This window comes from Actinobacillus capsulatus DSM 19761, from assembly GCF_000374285.1.
Lineage (GTDB): Bacteria > Pseudomonadota > Gammaproteobacteria > Enterobacterales > Pasteurellaceae > Actinobacillus > Actinobacillus capsulatus.
Genome location: NZ_KB893938.1, coordinates 1 through 21424, shown reverse-complemented (window position 1 = coordinate 21424; position 21424 = coordinate 1). Strand labels below are relative to the sequence as shown.

Below are 21424 nucleotides of genomic sequence, written 5' to 3'. Positions count from 1 at the left end.
CAGGGTATTCTACACTGTATTGTGAGCTTCATAAAGCAGCAAACGGCGAGAAATAAAAAAGCGGTCGAATTGTTTGCAAAATTTGCAAGAAATTCGACCGCTTGTACTCTTATCAGAGATTATTTTACACGTGAAACGTATTCGCCTGAACGAGTGTCAACACGGATTACTTCACCTATTTGTACGAATAATGGTACACGAACAACCGCCCCTGTGCTTAATGTAGCCGGTTTACCACCAGTACCTGCTGTATCACCTTTTAAGCCCGGATCTGTTTCAACTACTTCTAATTCAACGAAGTTTGGTGGAGTTACAGAAATTGCAGAACCGTTCCATAATGTGATGATACATTCAGCCTGGTCAACTAACCATTTGTCGTTATCGCCTAATGCTTTTTGGTCTACAGAGATTTGTTCGAATGTTTCCGGGTGCATAAAGTACCAGAAATCTTCATCTTTATATGAGTAAGTGTAGTTGTAATCTACAACGTCCGCCGCTTCAACAGAAGTACCTGATTTGAAGTTAATCTCTAATACTTTACCAGAGATTAATTTGCGGATTTTAGTACGGGTAAATGCTTGACCTTTACCCGGTTTAACGAATTCGTTTTCAACGATTACACAAGGTTCGCCATCTTGGATGAATTTTAAACCCGGTTTGAAATCATTAGTGCTGTAACTAGCCATTGTTTCCTCAATTATTTAACAATAAATTAACAAAAGTTGAAAACCCACTATTGGATTTGTCAAAAAGACCCATATAATACAGTAATTAGCGAAAGATCTCTAAAAGTTTTTACGCTATACTTCAAAAATCGTATGAATAAGGGAAACTCAATGAAAAAAGTTATTACTCTTTCTGCAATCATTGCTTTATCTATTGCAACAGTTGCGGAAGCAAAGCGTGGTGGTTCATCTCGTTCGGTAACAGGTAAACCGATTGCGGCACAAAAAACACAATCTATTCATTCAAATACGCAAAGAGATGCGACATTCGATAATACGCAAAACCGTGCGATCCCGAATCAACAGCCTCAAGCAAATGGTGGAAACCGTTTAGCGAGCTTTGCAACCGGTGCGGCAGCAGGTTATGTATTAAGTGAAATGCTTGCACCGACTCCAGCTCAAGCTCAAACACAGCAAGCAGCGGCGCCAGCGCAACCACAAGCGGTTGAAAATGCAAAAAATATTGCAAATAGTGTACCGACTACAGTGGCAACGTTTAAGAGCATTGGTGGTCAAGTTGATCCGTTTTTAGTGGAGAAAACCGATGGTTACCGCCGTTATTGTATTTCTGGCGTGCAATATTTAATTGCAGCACAAGGTAGTCCATCTGCACCTGTTGTAATGGTTAATCCAAATGGTTCACCACTTGCGTGTAATTTAGTACAATAATTTCTTATTTTGCGGAGGGGCGTAGCATTACGCCCTTTTTGTTTTTCTATCAATATTAGGGCGTACGTAGCACGCCTCTACGAATTATGCAACTAGTCCAAATTGAATCTTCCAACCCCCAATGGCTTATTGATTTAGCACAAGCATTCAATGATCCTATCGCTTTATTAGAACATCTAGAGCTTAATCCGAAAGAGTTTGAAACGGCGATAACGGCACGTAAATTATTCGCGTTGCGTGTTCCTCGTCCGTTTGTAGAAAAAATGCGAAAAGGTGATAAAAATGATCCGCTTTTTTTACAGGCAATGTCAGCGGCGGAAGAGTTTTTACAGGTGGAAGGCTTTGTGAAAGATCCGTTGGAAGAGCAATATAGCCCCGCACCGAATATTTTGCATAAGTACCATAATCGTTTGCTGTTTATGATTAAGAACAGTTGTGCGATCAATTGCCGTTATTGTTTCCGCCGTCATTTCCCTTATGATGAAGTAAAAAGCGGTAAAGCGGTTTGGCAGCAGGGATTGGACTATATTGCGGCGCATACGGAATTAGAAGAAGTTATTTTCTCTGGCGGCGATCCGTTAATGGCAAAAGACAGCGAATTGGATTGGTTGATTTCCGCTTTGGAACAGCTTCCGCATATCAAAACCTTACGTATTCATACCCGTTTGCCGGTAGTGATTCCAAGTCGTATCACCGAGCAATTATGTGACCGATTATCAAAATCTCGTTTAAAAGTTGTGATAGTGACCCATATCAATCATCCTAATGAAGTAGATGAGGTTTTAGCTGAAAGGCTCAATCAATTGCGCCAAGCAAATGTTGTGTTACTCAATCAATCCGTTTTATTGAAAGGGGTGAATGATAATGCACAAACATTGAAAGCATTAAGTGATAAATTATTTGATAGCGGTGTATTGCCGTATTATTTACATTTGTTGGATAGAGTGGAAGGCGCAAGCCATTTCTTTATCGAAGATCGACACGCAGCGGAAATTTATAAAGAATTGCAACGCATTAGTTCGGGTTATTTAGTACCGAAATTGGCCAGAGAAATTGCGAGAGAACCCAATAAAACCTTGATGGGGTAGATAGCGATACGGCATAAACAAGCGGTTAAATTTTGCTGATTTTTTGCAAATTTTGACTGCTTATATGCAAAAGGGCGAATAAGATTATTCGCCCTTTTTTGTTAGTTTCGATTAGAAATTCGCATTACGTGGTGCACGTGGGAACGGAATTACTTCACGAATATTTTGTAAACCGGTTACATAAACGATTAAACGTTCAAAACCTAAGCCGAAACCGGAGTGTGGAACTGTACCGTATTTACGTAAATCACGATACCACCAGTAATCTTCCGGATTTAAGCCCATTTCAACCATACGAGCGTCTAATACGTCTAAACGTTCTTCACGTTGTGAACCACCGATAATTTCACCAATTCCCGGCGCTAATACATCCATTGCAGCTACAGTTTTACCGTCATCGTTTAAACGCATATAGAATGCTTTAATGTCTTTCGGATAGTTTTTCACAACCACCGGTGATTTGAAATATTCTTCCGCTAAGAAGCGCTCATGTTCAGAAGAAAGATCGATACCCCAAGAAACCGGGAATTCGAATTCTTTACCTGATTTTAATAAGATTTCAATCGCATCGGTGTAATCAACTTGTGCGAATGGTGAAGCGATAAAGTTTTCTAAGCGAGTAATAACATCTTTATCAATGTGTTTTGCGAAGAATTGCATATCGTCTTTACGCTCTTCAAGTACCGCTTTAAATACATATTTGAGCATATCTTCCGCTAATTTTGCATTGTCCGCTAAGGTTGCGAATGCAAATTCAGGCTCAACCATCCAGAACTCCGCTAAGTGGCGAGTGGTATTTGAGTTTTCTGCACGGAATGTCGGACCAAACGTATAAACTTTGCTTAATGCACAAGCGTAAGTTTCGCCGTTTAACTGACCTGATACGGTTAAGAAAGACTCTTTACCAAAGAAGTCTTGGCTAAAATCGACTTTACCTTCCTCTGTGCGTGGTAAGTTTTCTAAATCTAATGTTGAAACACGGAACATTTCGCCCGCACCTTCAGTATCTGATGCTGTGATAAGCGGTGTAGCAACCCAGTAGAAACCTTGCTCATTAAAGAAACGGTGAATCGCCTGAGCTAAACAGTGACGAACACGTGCTACCGCACCGATTAAGTTAGTGCGAGGGCGTAAGTGTGCCACTTCACGTAAATATTCGATAGAGTGACGTTTTGCCGCCATCGGATAAGTGTCCGGATCTTCAACCCACCCCACCACTTCTACGTGCGTTGCGTGTAATTCAACTGCTTGACCTTCTGCCGGAGATTCAACCACTTTACCGGTTACGATAACGGAACAACCTGCGGTTAAACGTAAAACTTCATCATTATAATTTGCTAAATCGTTATTAATGATCGCTTGGATCGGATCAAAACAAGAACCGTCATAAACGGCTAAAAATGATAAACCTGCTTTTGAGTCACGGCGGGTACGTACCCAACCACGCACCGCAACTTCTTCGCCTACCGCAACTTTGCCCGATAGGATTTCCGAAACTGTTGGAAATTTAGACATTGAATACCTCAATTTTTATTGTGAGTTTTATAGAACATAATCATTCGGTATTTTACAAGAATAAGTAAGGAAATAAAGGAAATTGTCGATTTTTTTATATTTTCCATTGCTAGAACAAGAATTTGCTAAAAATGCTTGCTGTATTTATTCAGATTGTAATTTATTGATGCTTAAAAATAAGGCAACGTGAGAAAAAATTTAAAGAATCCACCACATTATGAGACAAAGTATAGATTTTACACAGGAGAGGTGGTGATAACTTATTGATATATAAAAAGAATAAAATAAATTCAAAAAAAATTAAAATTTTTTAATATTTTTATGAACTTTCTGAAATCCGTCCAGTCATACTTAACGCTAACTGAACAGAATTTATGTAAGTTTTTTTCATTTCCTTAGGTAAGACCTCCCCCGGCATCGCTTTCTTGGTGTCGGGTTTTTTTATGCTCGCAATTCTCGCATTTGTAAAATTTCCTGCAAATTTAACCGCTTAGCTATGTTACAATATGGCTAATTTTTCCTAAATTTGAAGCGATCAATGAATAAGAATCTTACTTTTTTCTTTTATGATTACGAAAGTTTCGGTGTGAGTCCGGCGCTAGATCGTCCGGCACAGTTTGCTGGTATTCGTACCGATAGTGATTTTAATATCATCGGTGAGCCGGTGATGTTCTATTGCAAGCAAACACCAGATTATTTACCTTCGCCCGAAGCTGTGATGGTAACCGGCATTACTCCGCAACAGTGTAACGCTGAAGGTGTGCCGGAACCGGAATTTGCTGCACGTATTCATGCTGAATTCAGCCAGCCGAACACTTGCATTTTAGGTTATAATAATATTCGTTATGATGATGAAATGACCCGTTATACCTTTTTCCGCAATTTCTTTGACCCGTATGAATATAGTTGGAAAAACGGCAATTCACGCTGGGATCTATTAGATCTTGTTCGAGCTTGTTACGCCCTACGCCCGGACGGAATTGAATGGGTAACAGATGAAAACGGTGTGCCGAATTTCAAATTAGAGAATCTCACCAAAGCTAACGGCATTGCTCATGAAAATGCACACGATGCAATGGCGGACGTTTATGCCACCATTGCGATGGCAAAATTAATTAAACAGAAACAGCCGAAACTTTTCCAATTTTTCTTTGAAAATCGTGGTAAGAAAGAAATCGAGAAAATGATTGATACCGGTGAAATGACCCCGTTAGTACACGTTTCCGGTATGTTTGGTAACGCACGTGGCAATACCGCATGGATTGCGCCGATTGCATGGCATCCAACCAATCAAAATAAAGTGTTATGTTGTGATTTATCAGGGGATGTTAGCGTATTATTGACAGATTCGGCGGAAGAATTACGTACCCGCTTATACACTAAAAAAGAAGAGTTAGCTGAAGATGTTGCACCCGTACCATTAAAAGGTGTGCATATCAATCGTTGCCCTATTATTGCACCAGCAAAAGTGTTGTTGCCAGAAAATGCGGCTCGCTTAGGCATTGATCGCGAGCGTTGTTTAGAAAATCTGAAATTACTGAAAGCGAATAAAAGTTTAGTACGTGAAAAAGTCACCGAAATTTTTATGGAAGAGCGTAGTTTCGAACCTTCAACTAATGTAGAAACCACGCTGTATGATGGATTTTTCTCGCCGGCAGATAAAAATAATATGGCGATCTTACGTACGTTACTTCCGCAAGAATTGGCGCATCACGGCTTACAATTTGCCGATGAACGAGTAGAGGCGTTATTATTTCAGTATCGGGCCAAACATTATCCCGAAACATTGAGTCGAGCCGAGCAAATTAAATGGCAGAAATATTGTCATCAGCAGATAGATGCCAAATCGGCACAATTTGCCGAAGCGATTGATAACTTATTCCAAATTTATCACGATAATCCGGAAAAGGTAAAATTATTAGAAAATTTGGCCGCTTACGCGGCACAAGTTGCTGAATTTCAAGTGATTAAACACACCGCTAATGCACAGAGTGATGAACAGCTGGTTTCAGCCTTAAATCAAGTGGCAGAACAAGGTGTGGATAAAGTAGCGAAGTTGGAAATGCTCAAAGCACTGATTAAATAAGTTGGAGAGAATGGTTATGCAACAACCTTTAGAACATCACCCATTTCAACCGGTGTTACCGGAATCTGCTACAGTAGTGATGATGGGGACTTTTCCACCAACAGGTGAAAAACGCTGTATGGAATTTCATTACCCAAATTTTCAAAACGATATGTGGCGTATTATGGGCGCTGTTTTCTACGATGATACTGACTATTTCCGTGTCGGTGATGAGAAACGTTTTGATCCCATAAAAATCGAAGCGTTTTTACGAGAAAAGGGTATTGCGTTGTGTTCCTCAGCGCAAACGGCAATCCGCTTAAAGGGTAACGCTTCGGATAAGGATCTAAAAATCGTTGCTCCGGTAGATATGACGCAATTGTTAAAAACGTTACCCCATGTAAAATGGATTTTTACCACCGGTGGTTTGGCAACAGATACACTACTCGGTTTATTAAGTGAGAAAACTAAAGCACCGAAAACGAACGAATGGATTAATTATCCGTATTGTGAAGAGCGTGAACTTTTCCTTTACCGTTTACCTTCCACATCTCGGGCTTATCCATTGAGTTTAGCCAAGAAAATCGAGGCGTATCGACAATTTTTTATTCAAGCAGGACTACTTTAACACATGAAATATGATTTACATTCACACAGTACCATATCGGACGGTATGTTTAGTCCGACCGAGCTGGTTCAGCGTGCGTTAGAGCAACAAATCGAAATGCTTGCTTTAACCGATCACGATACTGTAGCAGGGATCCAAGAAGCAAAACACGCAGCACAAGGGCAGCCGATTCGCTTTATTGCCGGCGTAGAAATTTCTATCGTTTGGGAGGGCAAAAGCATTCACCTTGCCGCTTTAAACGTGGATGAGACGCATCCTGCATTAGTGGCATTGTTAGATAAGCAAGCGTTACTTCGTGAGCAAAGAGCGGTCGAAATCGGCGAAAAACTTGCAAAAGCCGGTATTCCAAATGCTTATGAAGAGGCAAAGGCGTTAGCAAGCGGAGAGGTAACTCGCGCACATTACGGGCGTTTTTTACACGAAAACGGTCATGTACGAAATATTGAACACGCCTTTAAAAAATATCTCGGTGGTGGTAAATCGGCTTACGTTAAGCCAATGTGGTGTAGTTTGGAAGAGGCGATTGAAGTAACGCATCAAGCGGGCGGCGTTATTTGTATTGCTCATCCGTTACGTTATAAATTAACTGGACGTTGGATTCGCCGTTTAATCGCTGACTTTAAATTATTCAGGGGTGACGGTATTGAGGTTGCCGGTTGCGGACAAACGCCTGACCAACGTCAATTGATCGCACGTTGGGCAAAAGAGTTTGATTTATACGCTTCGGTCGGATCGGATTTTCATTACCCGACCAGTTGGATTGAACTTGGCAGAGGTCTAACACTGCCGGCAGATTGCAAACCAATTTGGGATTTGTTTTAGGAAAAAGGGCGTGTTAAACGCCCTTTGCTTTATCTGAAATTATTGTACTTTAAATTGGCTAAATTCAGCCATTACCTCGCCGAGTGCTGCCACTCGTTGTTCAATTTTAGCCATATTCGGTTTTTCAGCGGTGATTGCAATCCGCATTAAGCCAAGTGTACGCTCAAATTTGCCATAGTGAGTTAAACTCATTTCACGCACTGGTTTTTCATATTTTGCCCAATTCTTACCAAAATGACGTGCCGCTATTCTGATTTGCTTAATATCTTTGGTTTGCACTGCAAGTTGCAAATTTTGATAAAGTGGTGTCATTTGTTTAACGAAAGTTTGATGTTTAGCCTCATAGTCCACTGGGTTTTGTTCTTTTTCAAAACGATATAGATGTTTAGCGACATTTTCCAAGTGAGCTAGATCCGTAGTTTTAATTGCTTGGTTTAAAGCGTCCGTTACGTCTTTGCTCGCTTCCGAATCTACTTGAAACTGATTAAATGCTTGCTGTAAAGCGGTTAAATTTTGCTGAGATTTTGCAATTTCACCTTTTTTAAGTTCTGCCATTGCTTCGGAAAGCTGCACAAATAACGAGCTAACATCCACTTTCGCTAACGTTACTGAACTCGCAAAGAATAAAGGAATGATGATCAATTTTTTAAATGCCATTTGCTATTCCTTAGAGTAAATCAAACAAGGCTTTGCCTAGATAGTCGTTTTCGTCTTTTACGCCAGCAAAACAGGCAAATAAGCCACTACCGATATGGGTAATATATTCGTTCATTTTATCGAGATTGCCCAAGGCGTTTTGTACTTTAATAAATTGAGCGGGGCTTTGTTGGAACGAAATAAACAGTAAGCCCGAGTCAAATTGCCCTTTATCATCAATACCGCTGGCGTAAGAGAACGAACGTCTGAGCATTTTTACTCCCGTTTTATGGGCAAGATGTGTATGAGAAATTTCCGGTATGACCGGATTACCTTTGTCGTCTTTTTTCGCCAGATCGAATTTTTCAAATTCGTGCTTATAGCCGAGAGCTGCACCAGAATCGCGATAACGACCGAAGGTTTCTTCCTGTGATTTTAAATGCGTGCGATCCCAGGTTTCTAAGAACATTTTGATACGGCGAACCGCTAAATAGGAACCGCCTTTTAGCCACCCGTCCTGTATCCAGACCACATTGTCCTGATCTTTTAAACTTTCGGCATTTGCCGTACCATCTTTAAATGCAAATAAGTTACGCGGCGTTTCATTATTTAAAAATGAGTTAAAGCCCATTTGCGACCATTTCATTTTGACTTCACCACGAGCCGCTCGCACTAAATTACGCACTGCATGGAAGGTAACTTGAGGATCATCGGCACAGGCTTGAATACATATATCGCCACCGCTAAATTCGGCTTGTAATTGGTCGCGAGGGAAGTGCGGTAAATCTTGTAATTCGGTCGGCTTATGTTTTTCAATACCTAACTTTTTAAAGAAAGCGGCACTGACGCCAAAAGTGAGTGTAAGATGTTGTGGATCTAAGCTATCCGCTTCACCGGTATCCGCAGGCGGAACATAGGCATTATTGCTATAGGGTTTTACATTTTTACCTTGTGTCAAATTACGGCTATAACTTGTCCAAGTCTGAAAAATCGCTTTCACTTTTGCAATATCGGTCGTATCTAAATCTAAGACGAGGAAATAGATATGTTTTTGTGCAGGGGTGACGATACCGGCTTGATGTTGACCGTAAAAAAGATATTGATTCTGTGCGTGTGAGCTAAGTTGTTGTGATTCTAAAGCAAAAGTAGGAGCGGACAATAAGCCTGCTCCTACCAATGCGGTATTTTTTAGAAAATCACGGCGAGAATGTGTGTCTGCCATAATTTATTCCTACCTTATTTCTCTAATAGAACGCCTAATTGGGCTAATGGTTCGCCCAGTTGGTTTACCGCTTCGGCTAGTGCTTTAACATCCGCTTTTGACAGAGTGTTATAAGCTACGTAATCGTAACCGTTTTTCGCTTTATTGTGTTTTGCCAGTAAAGTATTAACCGCAGCAAAGCGAGCGGTAATTTCCGCTGAAAGTTTCGCATCCGTTTTATCTAATTGCGGTTTAAAGATTTCATAGATTTTTTCTGCCCCTTCAATATTGGCTTTGAAATCGTAAAGGTCGGTTTTAGAGAAAATTTCTTCCTCACCGGTTACTTTAGTGGTGGATACTTCATTTAATAAATCTACTGCACCGGTGATCATTAATTCAGGCGTAACTTCTGCTGTTGGAATTTTGGCTCGTAGTTCTTTAACGTCTTTTAACAGTTGTTCTGCAGCAGCTTTTGTACCTTGAGTGGTATTTTTCTCCCATAACACTTTTTCAATTTTATGGAAACCGGACCAATCTTTTTCTGTTTTGCCTTCTTCGGTTAAATCGGCAAGACGTGCATCAATGCGAGGATCTAAATCACCAAAACTTTCGGCAATTGGTTCGGAACGTTCAAAATACATTCGTGCAAGTGGGTAAATTTGCTTTGCTTTTTCCACATCTCCTTGGTTTAAGTAATCGACAAACTTTTCCGTATCCGCTACTAATTGATCAATCTGTTCAACCACAAATTGCTTATATGTTGCGGTTTCTTTCGTTAAATCTAAAGCAAAAGATTGAGTTGTGAGTAGTAAACCTGAAAGTAAAGCTGCTAATTTTGTTAACTGCATAAAAATATCCTTTTAGCTAAATATAATGTGGTAACTATATTCTTATTAATAATCATTATCAAATTAATACTGGTGATTTTGTGAACCAATTCACATTTTTATTGCAAATTTTCTTAAAAAATTCACCGCTTGCTTATGTTAAAATAACGATAAATTTTCTTGGATAGGATGTTATATGAGCAAGCAAGGCAAACCTTTTATTTTACACAGCCCATTTAAACCTTCAGGCGATCAGCCGTCAGCGATTGCCAAATTGACCGAAGGGTTAAATGACGGATTGGCGCATCAAACTCTACTTGGGGTAACCGGTTCGGGTAAAACCTTTACCATTGCCAATGTTATCGCCCAACTTAATCGCCCAGCGATGTTGCTTGCGCCGAACAAAACGCTTGCCGCCCAGCTGTATGCCGAAATGAAAGCATTCTTCCCTGAAAATGCGGTGGAATACTTCGTGTCTTACTACGATTATTACCAACCGGAAGCCTATGTGCCGAGTAGCGATACCTTTATCGAAAAAGATGCCTCAATCAACGAACAAATCGAACAAATGCGACTCTCGGCAACCAAATCTTTCCTTGAACGTCGCGATACGATTGTAGTTGCTTCGGTTTCCGCTATTTACGGCTTAGGGGACGTGGATGCCTATATGCAAATGATGTTGCATTTGCAAGTGGGAGCGATTATTGATCAACGTGAGATCCTCTTTCGTCTTGCCGAATTGCAATACACTCGTAATGACCAAGCATTTCAGCGTTCGACTTTCCGTGTACGTGGCGAAGTGATTGATATTTTTCCGGCTGAATCGGATGAAATTGCATTACGTGTCGAGTTGTTTGATGATGAAATCGAAAGCCTCTCATTATTCGATCCGCTTACTGGGCATAGTTTGGGTAAAGTACCTCGCTACACCATTTATCCAAAAACTCACTACGTTACCCCTCGTGAACGTATTTTGAATGCGATTGAAGAAATCAAGCAAGAGCTGGTGGAACGCCGTGAGTATTTCATCAAAGAAAATAAATTGCTGGAAGAACAACGCATTACTCAACGTACGCAATTTGATATCGAAATGATGAATGAGCTGGGCTATTGCTCGGGCATTGAAAATTATTCACGCTACTTGTCAGGCAGAAAAGAGGGCGAACCACCACCGACCTTGTTTGATTATATGCCAGCGGATGGTTTGTTGATTATTGACGAAAGCCACGTGACCGTACCACAAATTGGCGGTATGTATCGAGGCGATCGGGCGAGAAAAGAAACGCTGGTGCAATACGGCTTCCGTTTGCCATCTGCATTGGATAACCGCCCGTTACGCTTTGAAGAATTTGAACATCTTGCGCCACAAACGATTTATGTATCAGCAACACCGGGTAATTACGAACTAGAAAAATCCAATGGCGATGTGGTGGATCAGGTGGTTCGTCCAACGGGCTTATTAGATCCGATCATCGAAGTTCGCCCAGTCGCTACGCAGGTTGATGATGTGTTATCTGAAATTCATAAACGAGTGGCGCTAGATGAACGTGTGCTAATTACTACGCTAACCAAAAAAATGGCGGAAGATTTAACCGATTATCTCGATGAACACGGCGTGCGTGTGCGTTACTTGCATAGTGATATTGATACAGTAGAGCGGGTAGAAATTATTCACGACTTGCGGATGGGCATGTTTGACGTATTGGTCGGCATCAACTTATTACGTGAGGGCTTGGATATGCCGGAAGTGTCGCTAGTGGCGATTTTAGATGCAGATAAAGAAGGCTTTTTGCGTTCCGAACGTTCATTAATTCAGACCATCGGACGTGCCGCTCGTAACCTTAACGGCAAAGCGATTCTTTACGGCGACCACATTACCAACTCTATGCAAAAAGCGATTACCGAAACTGAACGCCGCCGAGAAAAACAACAAAAATACAACGAAGAACACGGTATTACCCCACAAGCTCTCAATAAGAAAGTAGGCGAATTGCTCGACATTGGACAAACCGACAAGCCGAAACGAGGTAAACAAGCGGTTAAAATCGAAGAAAAATCTGCAAATACCTACAAACCAAAATCCCGCAAAGAGCTGGAAAAAGAACTCAAACAACTTGAACAACAAATGCGAGATTTCGCTAAGGATTTAGAGTTTGAAAAAGCGGCGGCAGTAAGGGATAAAATTGGGCAATTGAGGGCGGTTTTGCTTGAGATATAGAAAATCTTTAGGGGCTGTTCTAGTTATCTAGGACTGCCCCAAAAATTTTGTTGACTATGCCTAATTTTCTTTTAATTCGCCCCAAGCTCTGAAAATAATCTCTTTGCCGGCCTGTAAAGCTAAAAATGCCAAAATAAAAGCCACAATTAAATCAGGATATTTTGACTGAAAAAAATAAACCGCTATACCAGCCAAAATAACCGCTACATTACCAATCGCATCATTGCGAGAACAGAGCCAAACGCCACGCATATTGCTATCTCCATCACGAAAATTCAACAGAATCAATAATGCCATTAAATTCACCAATAACGCCAATATACCAACCACACTCATTTCACTATAACTGGGCATTTCTCCATAAAACATACGGTAAATGGTTGTAATTAAAATAAATACGCCAAATCCACTCATTGTTAAGCCTTTAATTAAAGACGCTTTGGCACGATAGCTTAATGCCATTGGCAACACAATTAAGCTAATCATATAGTTAGCACTATCGCCCAAAAAATCCAAACTGTCCGACAACAGCGAAGTTGAACCTGATTTGAACCCCATTACGACTTCCACAAAAAACATCGTCAAATTCATCGCAAACACAATCCACAAGGCTTTTTTGTACTTGGGGGATTGATGAATGGGCTGATTTGAATCACAACAATTTTGGCACGCCATTTTTTACTCCTATTTTAAGATGAAATTTGCTACATTATAAACTCCGTAGTTATTACAGGGTCAAGCTAAAATGTCAAAATTTATTAAAATAAAACAAGCCAGTGAGCAAACAGGCGTGCATTTGGAAACTATTCGTTATTATGAAAAACAGGGCTTAATCGCCCCCATACATCAACAAAATGGCTATCGTGTGTTTGATGAACAAACACTTGCTCAATTATGCTTTATCAAAGCCTGTCGCAATATCGGTTTTTCTTTAAAAGACATTAAGGTTTTATTGGCATTTCAAAAAAAACCTAATCATCAATGTGATGGTGTTGATGAATTAACCAGAAGGCATTTATCATATATCAATGAACAAATTAAACAGTTACAAGGAGTTAAATCATTTTTGGAACAAATTATTGGTTGTCGAAATGAAAAGATTGAAAATTGCCAAATTATTCAAAGTATTAAAGATAAAGAATAAAATTTGCAAGAAATCAGACCGCTTGCTTGTGTTAGAATAAATACACATTTGAAGAGGAGAATAGTATGGATCTTGCCTACCTAGCCGAATTGCCGAGAGAAGAATTTGTTGAGCGTAGAAATCGAGTGTTTGAGCAAATGCAGGATAATTCTGCGTTGGTGGTGTTTACCGAAACCGAGAAACGCCGCAATAGCGATTGCGATTATTTGTTCCGTCCGGATAGTTATTTCTGGTATTTAACCGGTTTTGCCGAGCCGAAATCAGCGTTGTTGCTGATTAAAAAAGCGGGCAAAAATGAGAGCGTGATTTTTGTGCGTAAAAAGGATCCGCTAATGGAAACGTGGAACGGTCGCCGTTTGGGTATTGAAAAAGCGCCTGAAACCTTGAACGTGGATTTGGCGTTTGATATTGAGGATATTTCTCGTATTTTTGCAGGAAAAATGCAAAATTTGACCGCTTGTTACTATGCGAAAGGCTTACAGGAATGGGGCGATAGCATAGTGACGGAGCAGTTTTCCGAAGTGATTGACTGGCAGCCGATGTTGTCGGAAATGCGTTTGATTAAATCAACAGCGGAAATTTCTCTCATTCAGCAAGCATGTCATATTTCAGGCTTAGCACATATTCGTGCGATGAAGCAAACTCGCCCCAATCGTTATGAATTGGAAATTGAGGGCGAAATCCAGCACGAATTTACCCGCTTTGGGGCGAGATTTCCTGCTTATAATTCGATTGTAGCAAGCGGTGAAAATGCCTGTATTTTGCACTACAATGAAAATGATCAGGTACTAAAAGACGGCGATTTATTGCTGATTGATGCCGGGGCGGAATTTGCTCACTATGCCGGCGATATTACCCGTACCTTCCCAATTAACGGTAAGTTCTCCGAACCTCAGCGAGAAATTTATCAACTGGTGCTAGACGCAATGAAAGAAGCAGCTAAATGGCTAGTGCCACAAAGTTCGATTAAAATTGCTAATGAAAAAGCGGTGCAGGTGCTGACTGACGGTTTGGTTCGCTTAGGGATTTTGAAGGGCGAAGTGGAGCAGTTAATCACTGAGAAAGCCTATCGTCAATTTTATATGCACGGTTTAGGGCATTGGCTTGGTTTAGATGTTCACGATGTGGGCAATTATGGTACGGAGCGAGATCGACCGCTTGAAATCGGCATGGTGCTAACCCTTGAACCGGGTCTATATATTTCAAGTGAAGCGGACGTGCCGGAGCAATATAAAGGCATTGGCGTGCGAATTGAGGATAACTTATTGATTACCGAATATGGCAATAAAAATCTGACAAGCGGCTGCCCGAAAGAAATTGCTGATATTGAAGCGATTATGAATGTTCAATAGATAGGAAAGATTAAATAATCACAGAACGGAATACACAGAAATTTTTCGTATGACGTGAGAACTGTGGTTTTTTATTAACTAAAAGCATGAATACATAAAAATAACCACGAAATACATAAATTCATAGAATAAATTTTCCGTGTATTCAGTGTAGTCCGTGGTTTTACAAAATAGTGATTAAAGCACTTTTACAATCGCTTCACAAAGTACGTCAATGTTTTGGTCGGTGATACCTGCAACATTGATACGGCCGGAACGTACCACATAGATTGCGAACTCTTCACGTAAGCGATCCACTTGTTCCGGTGTTAAACCACTAAATGAGAACATACCGTTTTGTTGTGCGATAAAGTCGAAATCTTGTTTTGCACCCTTCTCTTTTAATAATTGCACCATACGGTTACGCATATCTTTAATACGATCACGCATTTCATCTAATTCCGCTACCCATTTCGCACGTAACACTTCATCACCTAATACACGAGCAACCGCATTTGCACCGTGTGATGCCGGGTTAGAGTAGAGCACACGAATAATTGATTTAATTTGGGTGAAGGCTTTATTTGCCACTTCGGCATTTTCTGCAACAATCGTGAATGCACCAACACGTTCATTATATAAGCCAAAGTTTTTCGAGTATGAACTTGCGATTAATAATTCTTTGTGGTTTTTCACAAACGCACGTAAGCCGTATGCGTCTTGATCTAAACCGTTGCCGAAGCCTTGGTAAGCAAAGTCAAATAACGGTAACCAGCCTTTTTCCGCAGAAAGTTTCGCTAATGCGTCCCACTGTTCAGGAGTTGGGTCGATGCCGGTCGGGTTATGGCAGCAGCCATGTAATAACACCACATCGCCGGCTTCCGCTTGGCTTAAATCGGCAAGTAAATTATCCCAATCTAAACCGTGCGTATCTTTATTGTAATAACGATAGCCTTTCACATTTAAACCGACCGCTTCTGCAATTGCATTATGGTTTGGCCAAGTTGGGTTTGAAATCCAGATATTTTTTGCTGACGTTTGGCGTTTGATAAATTCTGCCGCAATACGTAACGCGCCCGTACCACCCAAACTTTGTGCGGTTTTTGCACGACCTGATGCGATAATTTCTGCCCCTTTACCGAATAAAAGTTCTTGTGTATAAGCGTTAAATGCTTGTACACCGTCAATCGTAAGGTAGTTTTTATTCGTTTCTTGTTCTAACAATAACGCTTCGGCTTTTTTAACTGCTTTCACGATAGGCGTTTTACCTTCCGCATTCATATAAACACCGATACCAAGATTGATTTTCCCCGCACGTTGTTCCGCTTTAAACGCTTCACCTAAACCTAAGATTGGATCTGCCGGAGCAGCCTGAATATGGTTGAACATTGACATATGATTCCTCTATAAAGTTGTGTTTGAAATTAGAAATACTTATACAGTCCATTAGCTATTTTAGCAATAGAAAAGCGGTCTGTTTTCCTAAATTTTTTGCAAATTTCAGAAGAAAACAGACCGCTTGCACTTATTTGAGTTTATTAATCGCCCAATCTAACCCCGAATGGAAATCGTCGGTTAAATGCGGACGAAGCTGTTCGAGTAATTGAATCAACTGAGTTTGTTCCGGATGACATAAATTAATATGTCCGACTTTACGACCGGCACGTACTTCTTTACCATACCAATGTAATTGTGAGAACGGTACTTCCAGCCACGCGTTATTGTGTTCAATACCAATCAGATTCACCATCACACTAGGTGCAATTTGTTTGAGTTGCGGTGTTGGCAAGTCAAGCAATGCGCGTAAATGCAATTCAAACTGGTTGATTGAGCAACCTAATTGCGTCCAATGTCCGCTGTTATGTACACGAGGAGCAAGTTCATTAATTAATAATTTCTCTCCCACCACAAAACATTCCATTGCCATTACGCCGATATAATCTAAGTCTTGCATAATCGTGCCGAGCATTTGTTCCGCTTGGGTTTGATAAGTTTGTTGATTCGGTAAATTCACATTACAAACGGAGTAACGCAAGATGCCGTTTTGTTGCAAGTTATGATTAATCGGATAAAAACGGGTGGAGCCGTCACGGAAACGCGCACCGACAATTGAAATCTCGCCGTCAAACGGAATAAATTTTTCCGCAATGACTTCACCGAACAGATCCGGTGTGATTTGGTCAATGCTGTCTTGTGTCACAATCCATTGACCTCTGCCGTCATAGCCGCCGGTACGACGTTTTACCACCACTTTTTCGCCTACATTGCTGAATACGCTTTGCCATTGCTCGGCAGATTCCAATAATTGCCATGGCGAAGTGGAAAGCTGAAGTTTGTCTAACAGTGATTTTTGCGTGAAACGATCCGCCGTTGTGCCGAATACGTTTAAATTGACAAAATTTTTATGATTGCCGAGTAATTGTGTGAGTGGCGTTTCTGCCCAACGCTCGATTTCTGCGGTAATGATACTGTTTTGTTCAAGTTCAAAAACTGGCGCATCAAAAGCAAGCGGTTTTACTTCAATATCAAGTGGTGCGCCGGCATAGCGTAACATTCTGCCGAGCTGACCGTTACCAAGCACATAAACTGGAGGATAAATGGCACTTTTTTGCATTTTTTATGATTCCGTTTGACAAGCTCAAGGTCTGATTTGCAATTTTTTCGGCAAATTTGACCGCTTGTTCAGCAGTCTGACTTTGAACTTTTTCATTAATAAAAAGATTAAAAATATTCGGAGAGCGGTTTATTCAAACTTTGATTTAATAACACCAATAATTTAATGCGGGCTTTTTGACCACTTAAACCGGTAGTAAAAATCACGTTTTGTTGTTTAAGTTGTTTGCCGCCGCCTAAATAGTCATACACATCTTGGGTTACGCCATTAAAGGCACGAGAAACTAATACAACAGGAATATCAGCGCGTAATAACGCATCTAAACCAGCTAAACAGCTTGGCGGCAAATTACCTGCACCGAGCGCCTCAATCACGACACCGTCACAGCCGTGGAGGGCTAATTGTTCTAATAAGAAACTATCCATTCCGGCGTAGCTCTTGACGAGCTGCACGTTGGTACGTGTAATTGTTTGAGCTGGGAAGCGTTCATATTCGATTAATTGTTGGAAATATAACACGCGGTTTTTCGCAATTAATCCGCAAGGACCGAATGTTGGCGTTTGGAATGTCGCTACGTTGGTCGTATGCGTTTTAGTCACAAATTTAGCGTTATGAATTTCATCATTCATAACCACTAATACGCCTTTGCCTTGGCTTTCCGGACAAAGTGCAACCAAAATCGCACTTTGTAAGTTAATTAAACCGTCTGAACCTAATTCGTTGCTTGAACGCATAGCACCGGTAATTGCGACCGGCACGTTTACATCAAGGGCTAAATCAAGAAAATAAGCGGTTTCTTCTAACGTATCCGTACCGTGGGTAATTACGATACCATCATAGAGTTCTTCATTTACCGCTTTTTCAATACGTGCTTTCAATAGTAACCAATGTTGTAGCGTAATATGCGGTGAAGGCACATTAAGCACCGATTCTTGGCTAAGCTGAGCAGGGTGGTTTAAACGTTCTAACGCGGTAAGTAGCGGATTTTTTTCGGAAGGTGAAACTTTGCCGTCTTCACCTTCGCTCATGGAAATTGTACCGCCTGTATGTAGGATTAAAAGTTTCTTTGTCATGAGAAATAGATTAATTACGTGGATCTGGATTATCTAATACCAATTGCGTTTGTTCATTGCGGAATACGTGTAATTTTTTCGCTAATTCAGGATCAAAAGCTGCTAAAATTTGCATGGCTAATAAACCTGCATTGGCTGCTCCCGCAGGGCCAATCGCAAGGGTACCGACTGGAATACCTTTCGGCATTTGAACAATAGAATATAAACTATCTACACCACTTAGCATCGAACTTTTTACCGGAACACCTAACACTGGTACGATAGTTTTTGCCGCAATCATACCCGGCAAGTGCGCCGCACCGCCTGCACCTGCGATAATCACCTTATAACCGTTTTGTTCCGCACTTTCCGCAAATGAGAAAAGTTTATCCGGTGTGCGGTGTGCCGAAACCACTTCGACATGATAAGCAAGATTAAATTGATCTAAGATTTGTGTTGCTTCCGACATGGTCGCCCAGTCGCTTTTTGAACCCATAACAATCGCAATTTCAGGTTTTTGTGACATAGCTGTTCCTTTAGAAATGAATGGAGGAAATATTATTTTAAGTATAACACGCCAGGCAAACGATTGCTTGCGAAATTACGCTATACACTAACTGAAAATAATCTGAACAATGTAAAGAATTATTCACAAATCACAATTTAGCGCTATTAAATGGAAGATGAAATGTGTTACTATATACGACCATTTTTTTCAAATTCATGTAGTTAGTTGCAATCAGAATCGGAGATAGAATATATATGACGAGTAGTGCGAATAAACGTTCAGTAATGACCCTTTTTTCAGATAAAAATGATGTATACAGTCATCAAGTACGTATTGTATTAGCGGAAAAAGGCGTTCCTTACGAGATTGAAAATATTGGTTCCGATACGATTTCTGAAGATTTAATGGAAGTAAATCCTTACGGTAACGTACCCACATTAGTTGATCGTGATTTAGTGTTATTCAATTCACGTATCATTATGGAGTATCTGGACGAACGTTTTCCTCATCCACCGTTAATGCCTGTATATCCGGTATTACGTGGTAAATGTCGCTTAACTATGCACCGTATTGAGCAAGATTGGTATTCACTGATTAATATCGTGAATAAAGACCCTGCCTCAAAGGAGGCAAAAAAAGCTTTACTTCAATTACGTGATGAAATGTTAGCTTTAGGTCCGGTATTTGCAGCAACGCCTTATTTCATGAATGAAGAGTTTAGTTTAGTGGATTGCTATGTTGCACCATTGCTTTGGAAAATGCACAACTTAGGTGTTGAGTTTACTGGTGCTGGTAGTAAAGCTATCAAAGCATATATGACTCGAGTTTTCCAACGTGAAAGTTTTGTACAATCAATTGGTGGGGCAGCGCCTAAACACTTAATGGATGAAAAAGACTAATGAAACCTTTACGCCCTTATCTTTATCATGCTTATTACAGCTGGATTATTGATAATGACAATACGCCATACTTGCTAGTCAATACGGATTATCCGGATGTAGATGTGCCAACAGAATTTATTCGTGACGGTAAGATTATCTTAAATATTGCACCTCGTTCTATTGGACAATATGTTGTAACCGATGAAGCAATTCGTTTTAATGCGCGCTTCCAAGGAATGTTACGAGACGTATATATTCCACTTGGTGCATTAGAAGCGATTTATGCACAAGAGACGGGTGATGGTGTCATGTTCCAAGATGAGTCTTATTATAGTGAACAAGCCTACCATGAACGTAATACGGTTTTACATGAAGAAGTAAAGCCTAAAGTTGTGAAGAAAAAGGCAACCCATTTAAAACTCGTCAAATAATTTATTTTTTACTTTATTAAGCGGTTAAATTTCAGCAAACTTTTGCAAGTTTTGAGAGAAATTTGACCGTTTGTTTTTTATTAAAAGAGTTACTAGAGTTTATCGAATGTAATAAAAAAAAGCTACCGTTGAATGATCTGACCCCAAAAAGTTAGACTGTTTAATTTAAGGACTGAGTTCTGTATTGTACAGGGCTGAGTCCTTTTAATTTCACTTGAATACGCTCATTGTTGTAATAATGAATGTACGCATGAATCACTTTCTCAAGCTGTTCGAAGGTTTCAAATCGCTTACCAAAGTAACATTCCGTTTTCAGTCGCCCAAAGAAACTTTCCATTGCTCCATTATCCAAGCAATTCCCTTTTCTCGACATACTTTGTCTAATATTATGTTTCCTCAGCATGTCTTGATAGCCTGCCATCTGATATTGCCAGCCTTGGTCGGAATGTAAAATCGGTTTAGCATCCTGAGGCAGTTTTGTTACCGCTTGCTTTATCATTCGCATGACTTGCTCAAAGTTCGGGCTTCTTGCTAAATCATAAGTCAGAATTTCACCATGAAATAAGTCCTTAATCGGCGATAAATAGAGCTTGCACATTTAAACTCGGTAATATCCGTGACTAATTTTTCATTTGGCGCCGTTGCGTGAAAATCCTGTTGCAATACATTCTCGGCAATTTCACCTACTTCACCTTTATAAGAACGATATTTCTTCTGCTTACATTTTCCTTTTAAATCAAGCTGTTGCATTATCCTTTGAACTCGCTTATGGTTAATCGCATCAAAGAAATCGCGTAACTTTAACGTAATACGACGATAGCCATAATTGCCATCATTATCCTGATAAATCTCAACCACTTTCTGCCTCATCACTGCATTTTTATCAACTTTAGGCGGTAAGTGATAAAAGAACGTACTGCGTTTTAAACCTATCAAAGGGAGGAGGATGTCTAAGGGGAAATCTTCCCGCAACGTGTTCACGATGGCTGCTTTTGCCGCATTTTTTGTTGGTTGTATTCCCGCAACTTTTTTAGGTAAGCATTCTCCGCTTCCAGCTCTAAAATACGAT

The 21424-nt window shown here is 40.3% G+C and carries 20 protein-coding genes and 1 pseudogene; 10 read left to right on the top strand and 11 right to left on the bottom strand.

Annotation, left to right across the window (positions count from 1 at the left end):
• Positions 1-119 precede the first annotated feature (119 nt).
• Positions 120-686 carry an elongation factor P gene (efp, locus tag C228_RS0106795; RefSeq protein WP_014991472.1) on the bottom strand — a complete coding sequence of 189 codons (567 nt, stop codon included), beginning with the start codon at positions 684-686 and terminating at the stop codon, positions 120-122.
• A gap of 150 nt (positions 687-836) precedes the next feature.
• Here efp and C228_RS0106790 point away from each other — a divergent pair, with 150 nt between their 5' ends.
• On the top strand, positions 837-1394 hold the full coding sequence (locus tag C228_RS0106790; RefSeq protein ID WP_018651919.1) for a hypothetical protein: 558 nt from the start codon (positions 837-839) through the stop codon (positions 1392-1394).
• An 86-nt stretch (positions 1395-1480) separates the two neighbouring features.
• Entirely contained in the window at positions 1481-2482 is a 1002-nt protein-coding gene (gene epmB / locus C228_RS0106785) for an EF-P beta-lysylation protein EpmB (protein WP_018651918.1), read from the top strand.
• Positions 2483-2593: 111 nt separating this feature from the next.
• Here epmB and asnS read toward each other — a convergent pair whose 3' ends face one another.
• Positions 2594-3997, bottom strand: coding sequence for an asparagine--tRNA ligase (gene asnS, locus C228_RS0106780; RefSeq protein ID WP_018651917.1), 1404 nt, complete (start codon positions 3995-3997; stop codon positions 2594-2596).
• A 538-nt stretch (positions 3998-4535) separates the two neighbouring features.
• Here asnS and sbcB point away from each other — a divergent pair.
• From sbcB to C228_RS0106765, 3 genes are read left to right on the top strand one after another with little or no spacing between them, the layout of a single operon-like run.
• Entirely contained in the window at positions 4536-6083 is a 1548-nt protein-coding gene (gene sbcB / locus C228_RS0106775; RefSeq protein WP_018651916.1) for an exodeoxyribonuclease I, read from the top strand.
• A gap of 16 nt (positions 6084-6099) precedes the next feature.
• The gene (locus tag C228_RS0106770) at positions 6100-6690 is read left to right on the top strand and encodes a DNA glycosylase (RefSeq protein WP_026313230.1); all 591 of its coding nucleotides are present in this window, start codon (positions 6100-6102) and stop codon (positions 6688-6690) included.
• A 3-nt stretch (positions 6691-6693) separates the two neighbouring features.
• Complete coding sequence (locus C228_RS0106765) at positions 6694-7512, top strand: PHP domain-containing protein (RefSeq protein ID WP_018651914.1); 819 nt, start codon at positions 6694-6696, stop codon at positions 7510-7512.
• Positions 7513-7551: 39 nt separating this feature from the next.
• Here C228_RS0106765 and C228_RS0106760 read toward each other — a convergent pair whose 3' ends face one another.
• The 3 genes from C228_RS0106760 to efeO are packed head-to-tail and all read right to left on the bottom strand — an operon-like array spanning position 7552 to position 10197.
• Positions 7552-8169: a hypothetical protein gene (locus tag C228_RS0106760; protein ID WP_018651913.1), complete on the bottom strand. Its 618-nt coding sequence runs from the start codon at positions 8167-8169 to the stop codon at positions 7552-7554.
• 10 nt (positions 8170-8179) lie between these two features.
• Positions 8180-9370: an iron uptake transporter deferrochelatase/peroxidase subunit gene (gene efeB / locus C228_RS0106755; protein WP_018651912.1), complete on the bottom strand. Its 1191-nt coding sequence runs from the start codon at positions 9368-9370 to the stop codon at positions 8180-8182.
• Positions 9371-9384: 14 nt separating this feature from the next.
• Positions 9385-10197, bottom strand: a complete 813-nt coding sequence (gene efeO, locus C228_RS0106750) for an iron uptake system protein EfeO (protein ID WP_018651911.1) — start codon at positions 10195-10197, stop codon at positions 9385-9387.
• A 175-nt stretch (positions 10198-10372) separates the two neighbouring features.
• On the opposite strand from efeO, the gene uvrB reads away from it, so the two are divergent.
• Positions 10373-12394 carry an excinuclease ABC subunit UvrB gene (gene uvrB / locus C228_RS0106745; RefSeq protein ID WP_018651910.1) on the top strand — a complete coding sequence of 674 codons (2022 nt, stop codon included), beginning with the start codon at positions 10373-10375 and terminating at the stop codon, positions 12392-12394.
• 60 nt (positions 12395-12454) lie between these two features.
• Here the strand turns inward: uvrB and C228_RS0106740 are convergent, their stop codons facing one another.
• On the bottom strand, positions 12455-13069 hold the full coding sequence (locus C228_RS0106740) for a cation diffusion facilitator family transporter (protein WP_018651909.1): 615 nt from the start codon (positions 13067-13069) through the stop codon (positions 12455-12457).
• A 70-nt stretch (positions 13070-13139) separates the two neighbouring features.
• Here C228_RS0106740 and C228_RS0106735 point away from each other — a divergent pair, with 70 nt between their 5' ends.
• Together C228_RS0106735 and pepP are read left to right on the top strand one after the other, a co-directional pair.
• Positions 13140-13538, top strand: a complete 399-nt coding sequence (locus C228_RS0106735) for a MerR family transcriptional regulator (protein ID WP_018651908.1) — start codon at positions 13140-13142, stop codon at positions 13536-13538.
• 65 nt (positions 13539-13603) lie between these two features.
• Complete coding sequence (gene pepP, locus C228_RS0106730; protein WP_018651907.1) at positions 13604-14890, top strand: Xaa-Pro aminopeptidase; 1287 nt, start codon at positions 13604-13606, stop codon at positions 14888-14890.
• Between the two features lie 177 nt (positions 14891-15067).
• On the opposite strand, the gene C228_RS0106725 is transcribed toward pepP, so the two are convergent.
• The 4 genes from C228_RS0106725 to purE form a co-directional block, all read right to left on the bottom strand.
• Positions 15068-16264, bottom strand: a complete 1197-nt coding sequence (locus C228_RS0106725) for an amino acid aminotransferase (RefSeq protein ID WP_018651906.1) — start codon at positions 16262-16264, stop codon at positions 15068-15070.
• 130 nt (positions 16265-16394) lie between these two features.
• Entirely contained in the window at positions 16395-17483 is a 1089-nt protein-coding gene (purK, locus tag C228_RS0106720; protein WP_018651905.1) for a 5-(carboxyamino)imidazole ribonucleotide synthase, read from the bottom strand.
• Between the two features lie 107 nt (positions 17484-17590).
• A complete protein-coding gene (locus C228_RS0106715; RefSeq protein ID WP_026313228.1) occupies positions 17591-18556 on the bottom strand; it encodes an asparaginase in 966 nt (321 codons plus the stop codon).
• Between the two features lie 10 nt (positions 18557-18566).
• Positions 18567-19061: a 5-(carboxyamino)imidazole ribonucleotide mutase gene (gene purE, locus C228_RS0106710; protein WP_018651903.1), complete on the bottom strand. Its 495-nt coding sequence runs from the start codon at positions 19059-19061 to the stop codon at positions 18567-18569.
• Between the two features lie 236 nt (positions 19062-19297).
• On the opposite strand from purE, the gene sspA reads away from it, so the two are divergent.
• Both sspA and C228_RS0106700 read left to right on the top strand, forming a co-directional pair.
• Positions 19298-19942 (top strand): stringent starvation protein SspA, encoded by a 645-nt coding sequence (sspA, locus tag C228_RS0106705; RefSeq protein ID WP_018651902.1) that lies wholly within the window; start codon positions 19298-19300, stop codon positions 19940-19942.
• Complete coding sequence (locus C228_RS0106700; RefSeq protein ID WP_018651901.1) at positions 19942-20355, top strand: ClpXP protease specificity-enhancing factor; 414 nt, start codon at positions 19942-19944, stop codon at positions 20353-20355. Before sspA ends, C228_RS0106700 begins: the two co-directional genes overlap by 1 nt.
• Before the next feature lie 160 nt (positions 20356-20515).
• Here C228_RS0106700 and C228_RS13390 read toward each other — a convergent pair.
• Positions 20516-21424: pseudogene (locus tag C228_RS13390) on the bottom strand (IS3 family transposase); the annotation flags it as partial.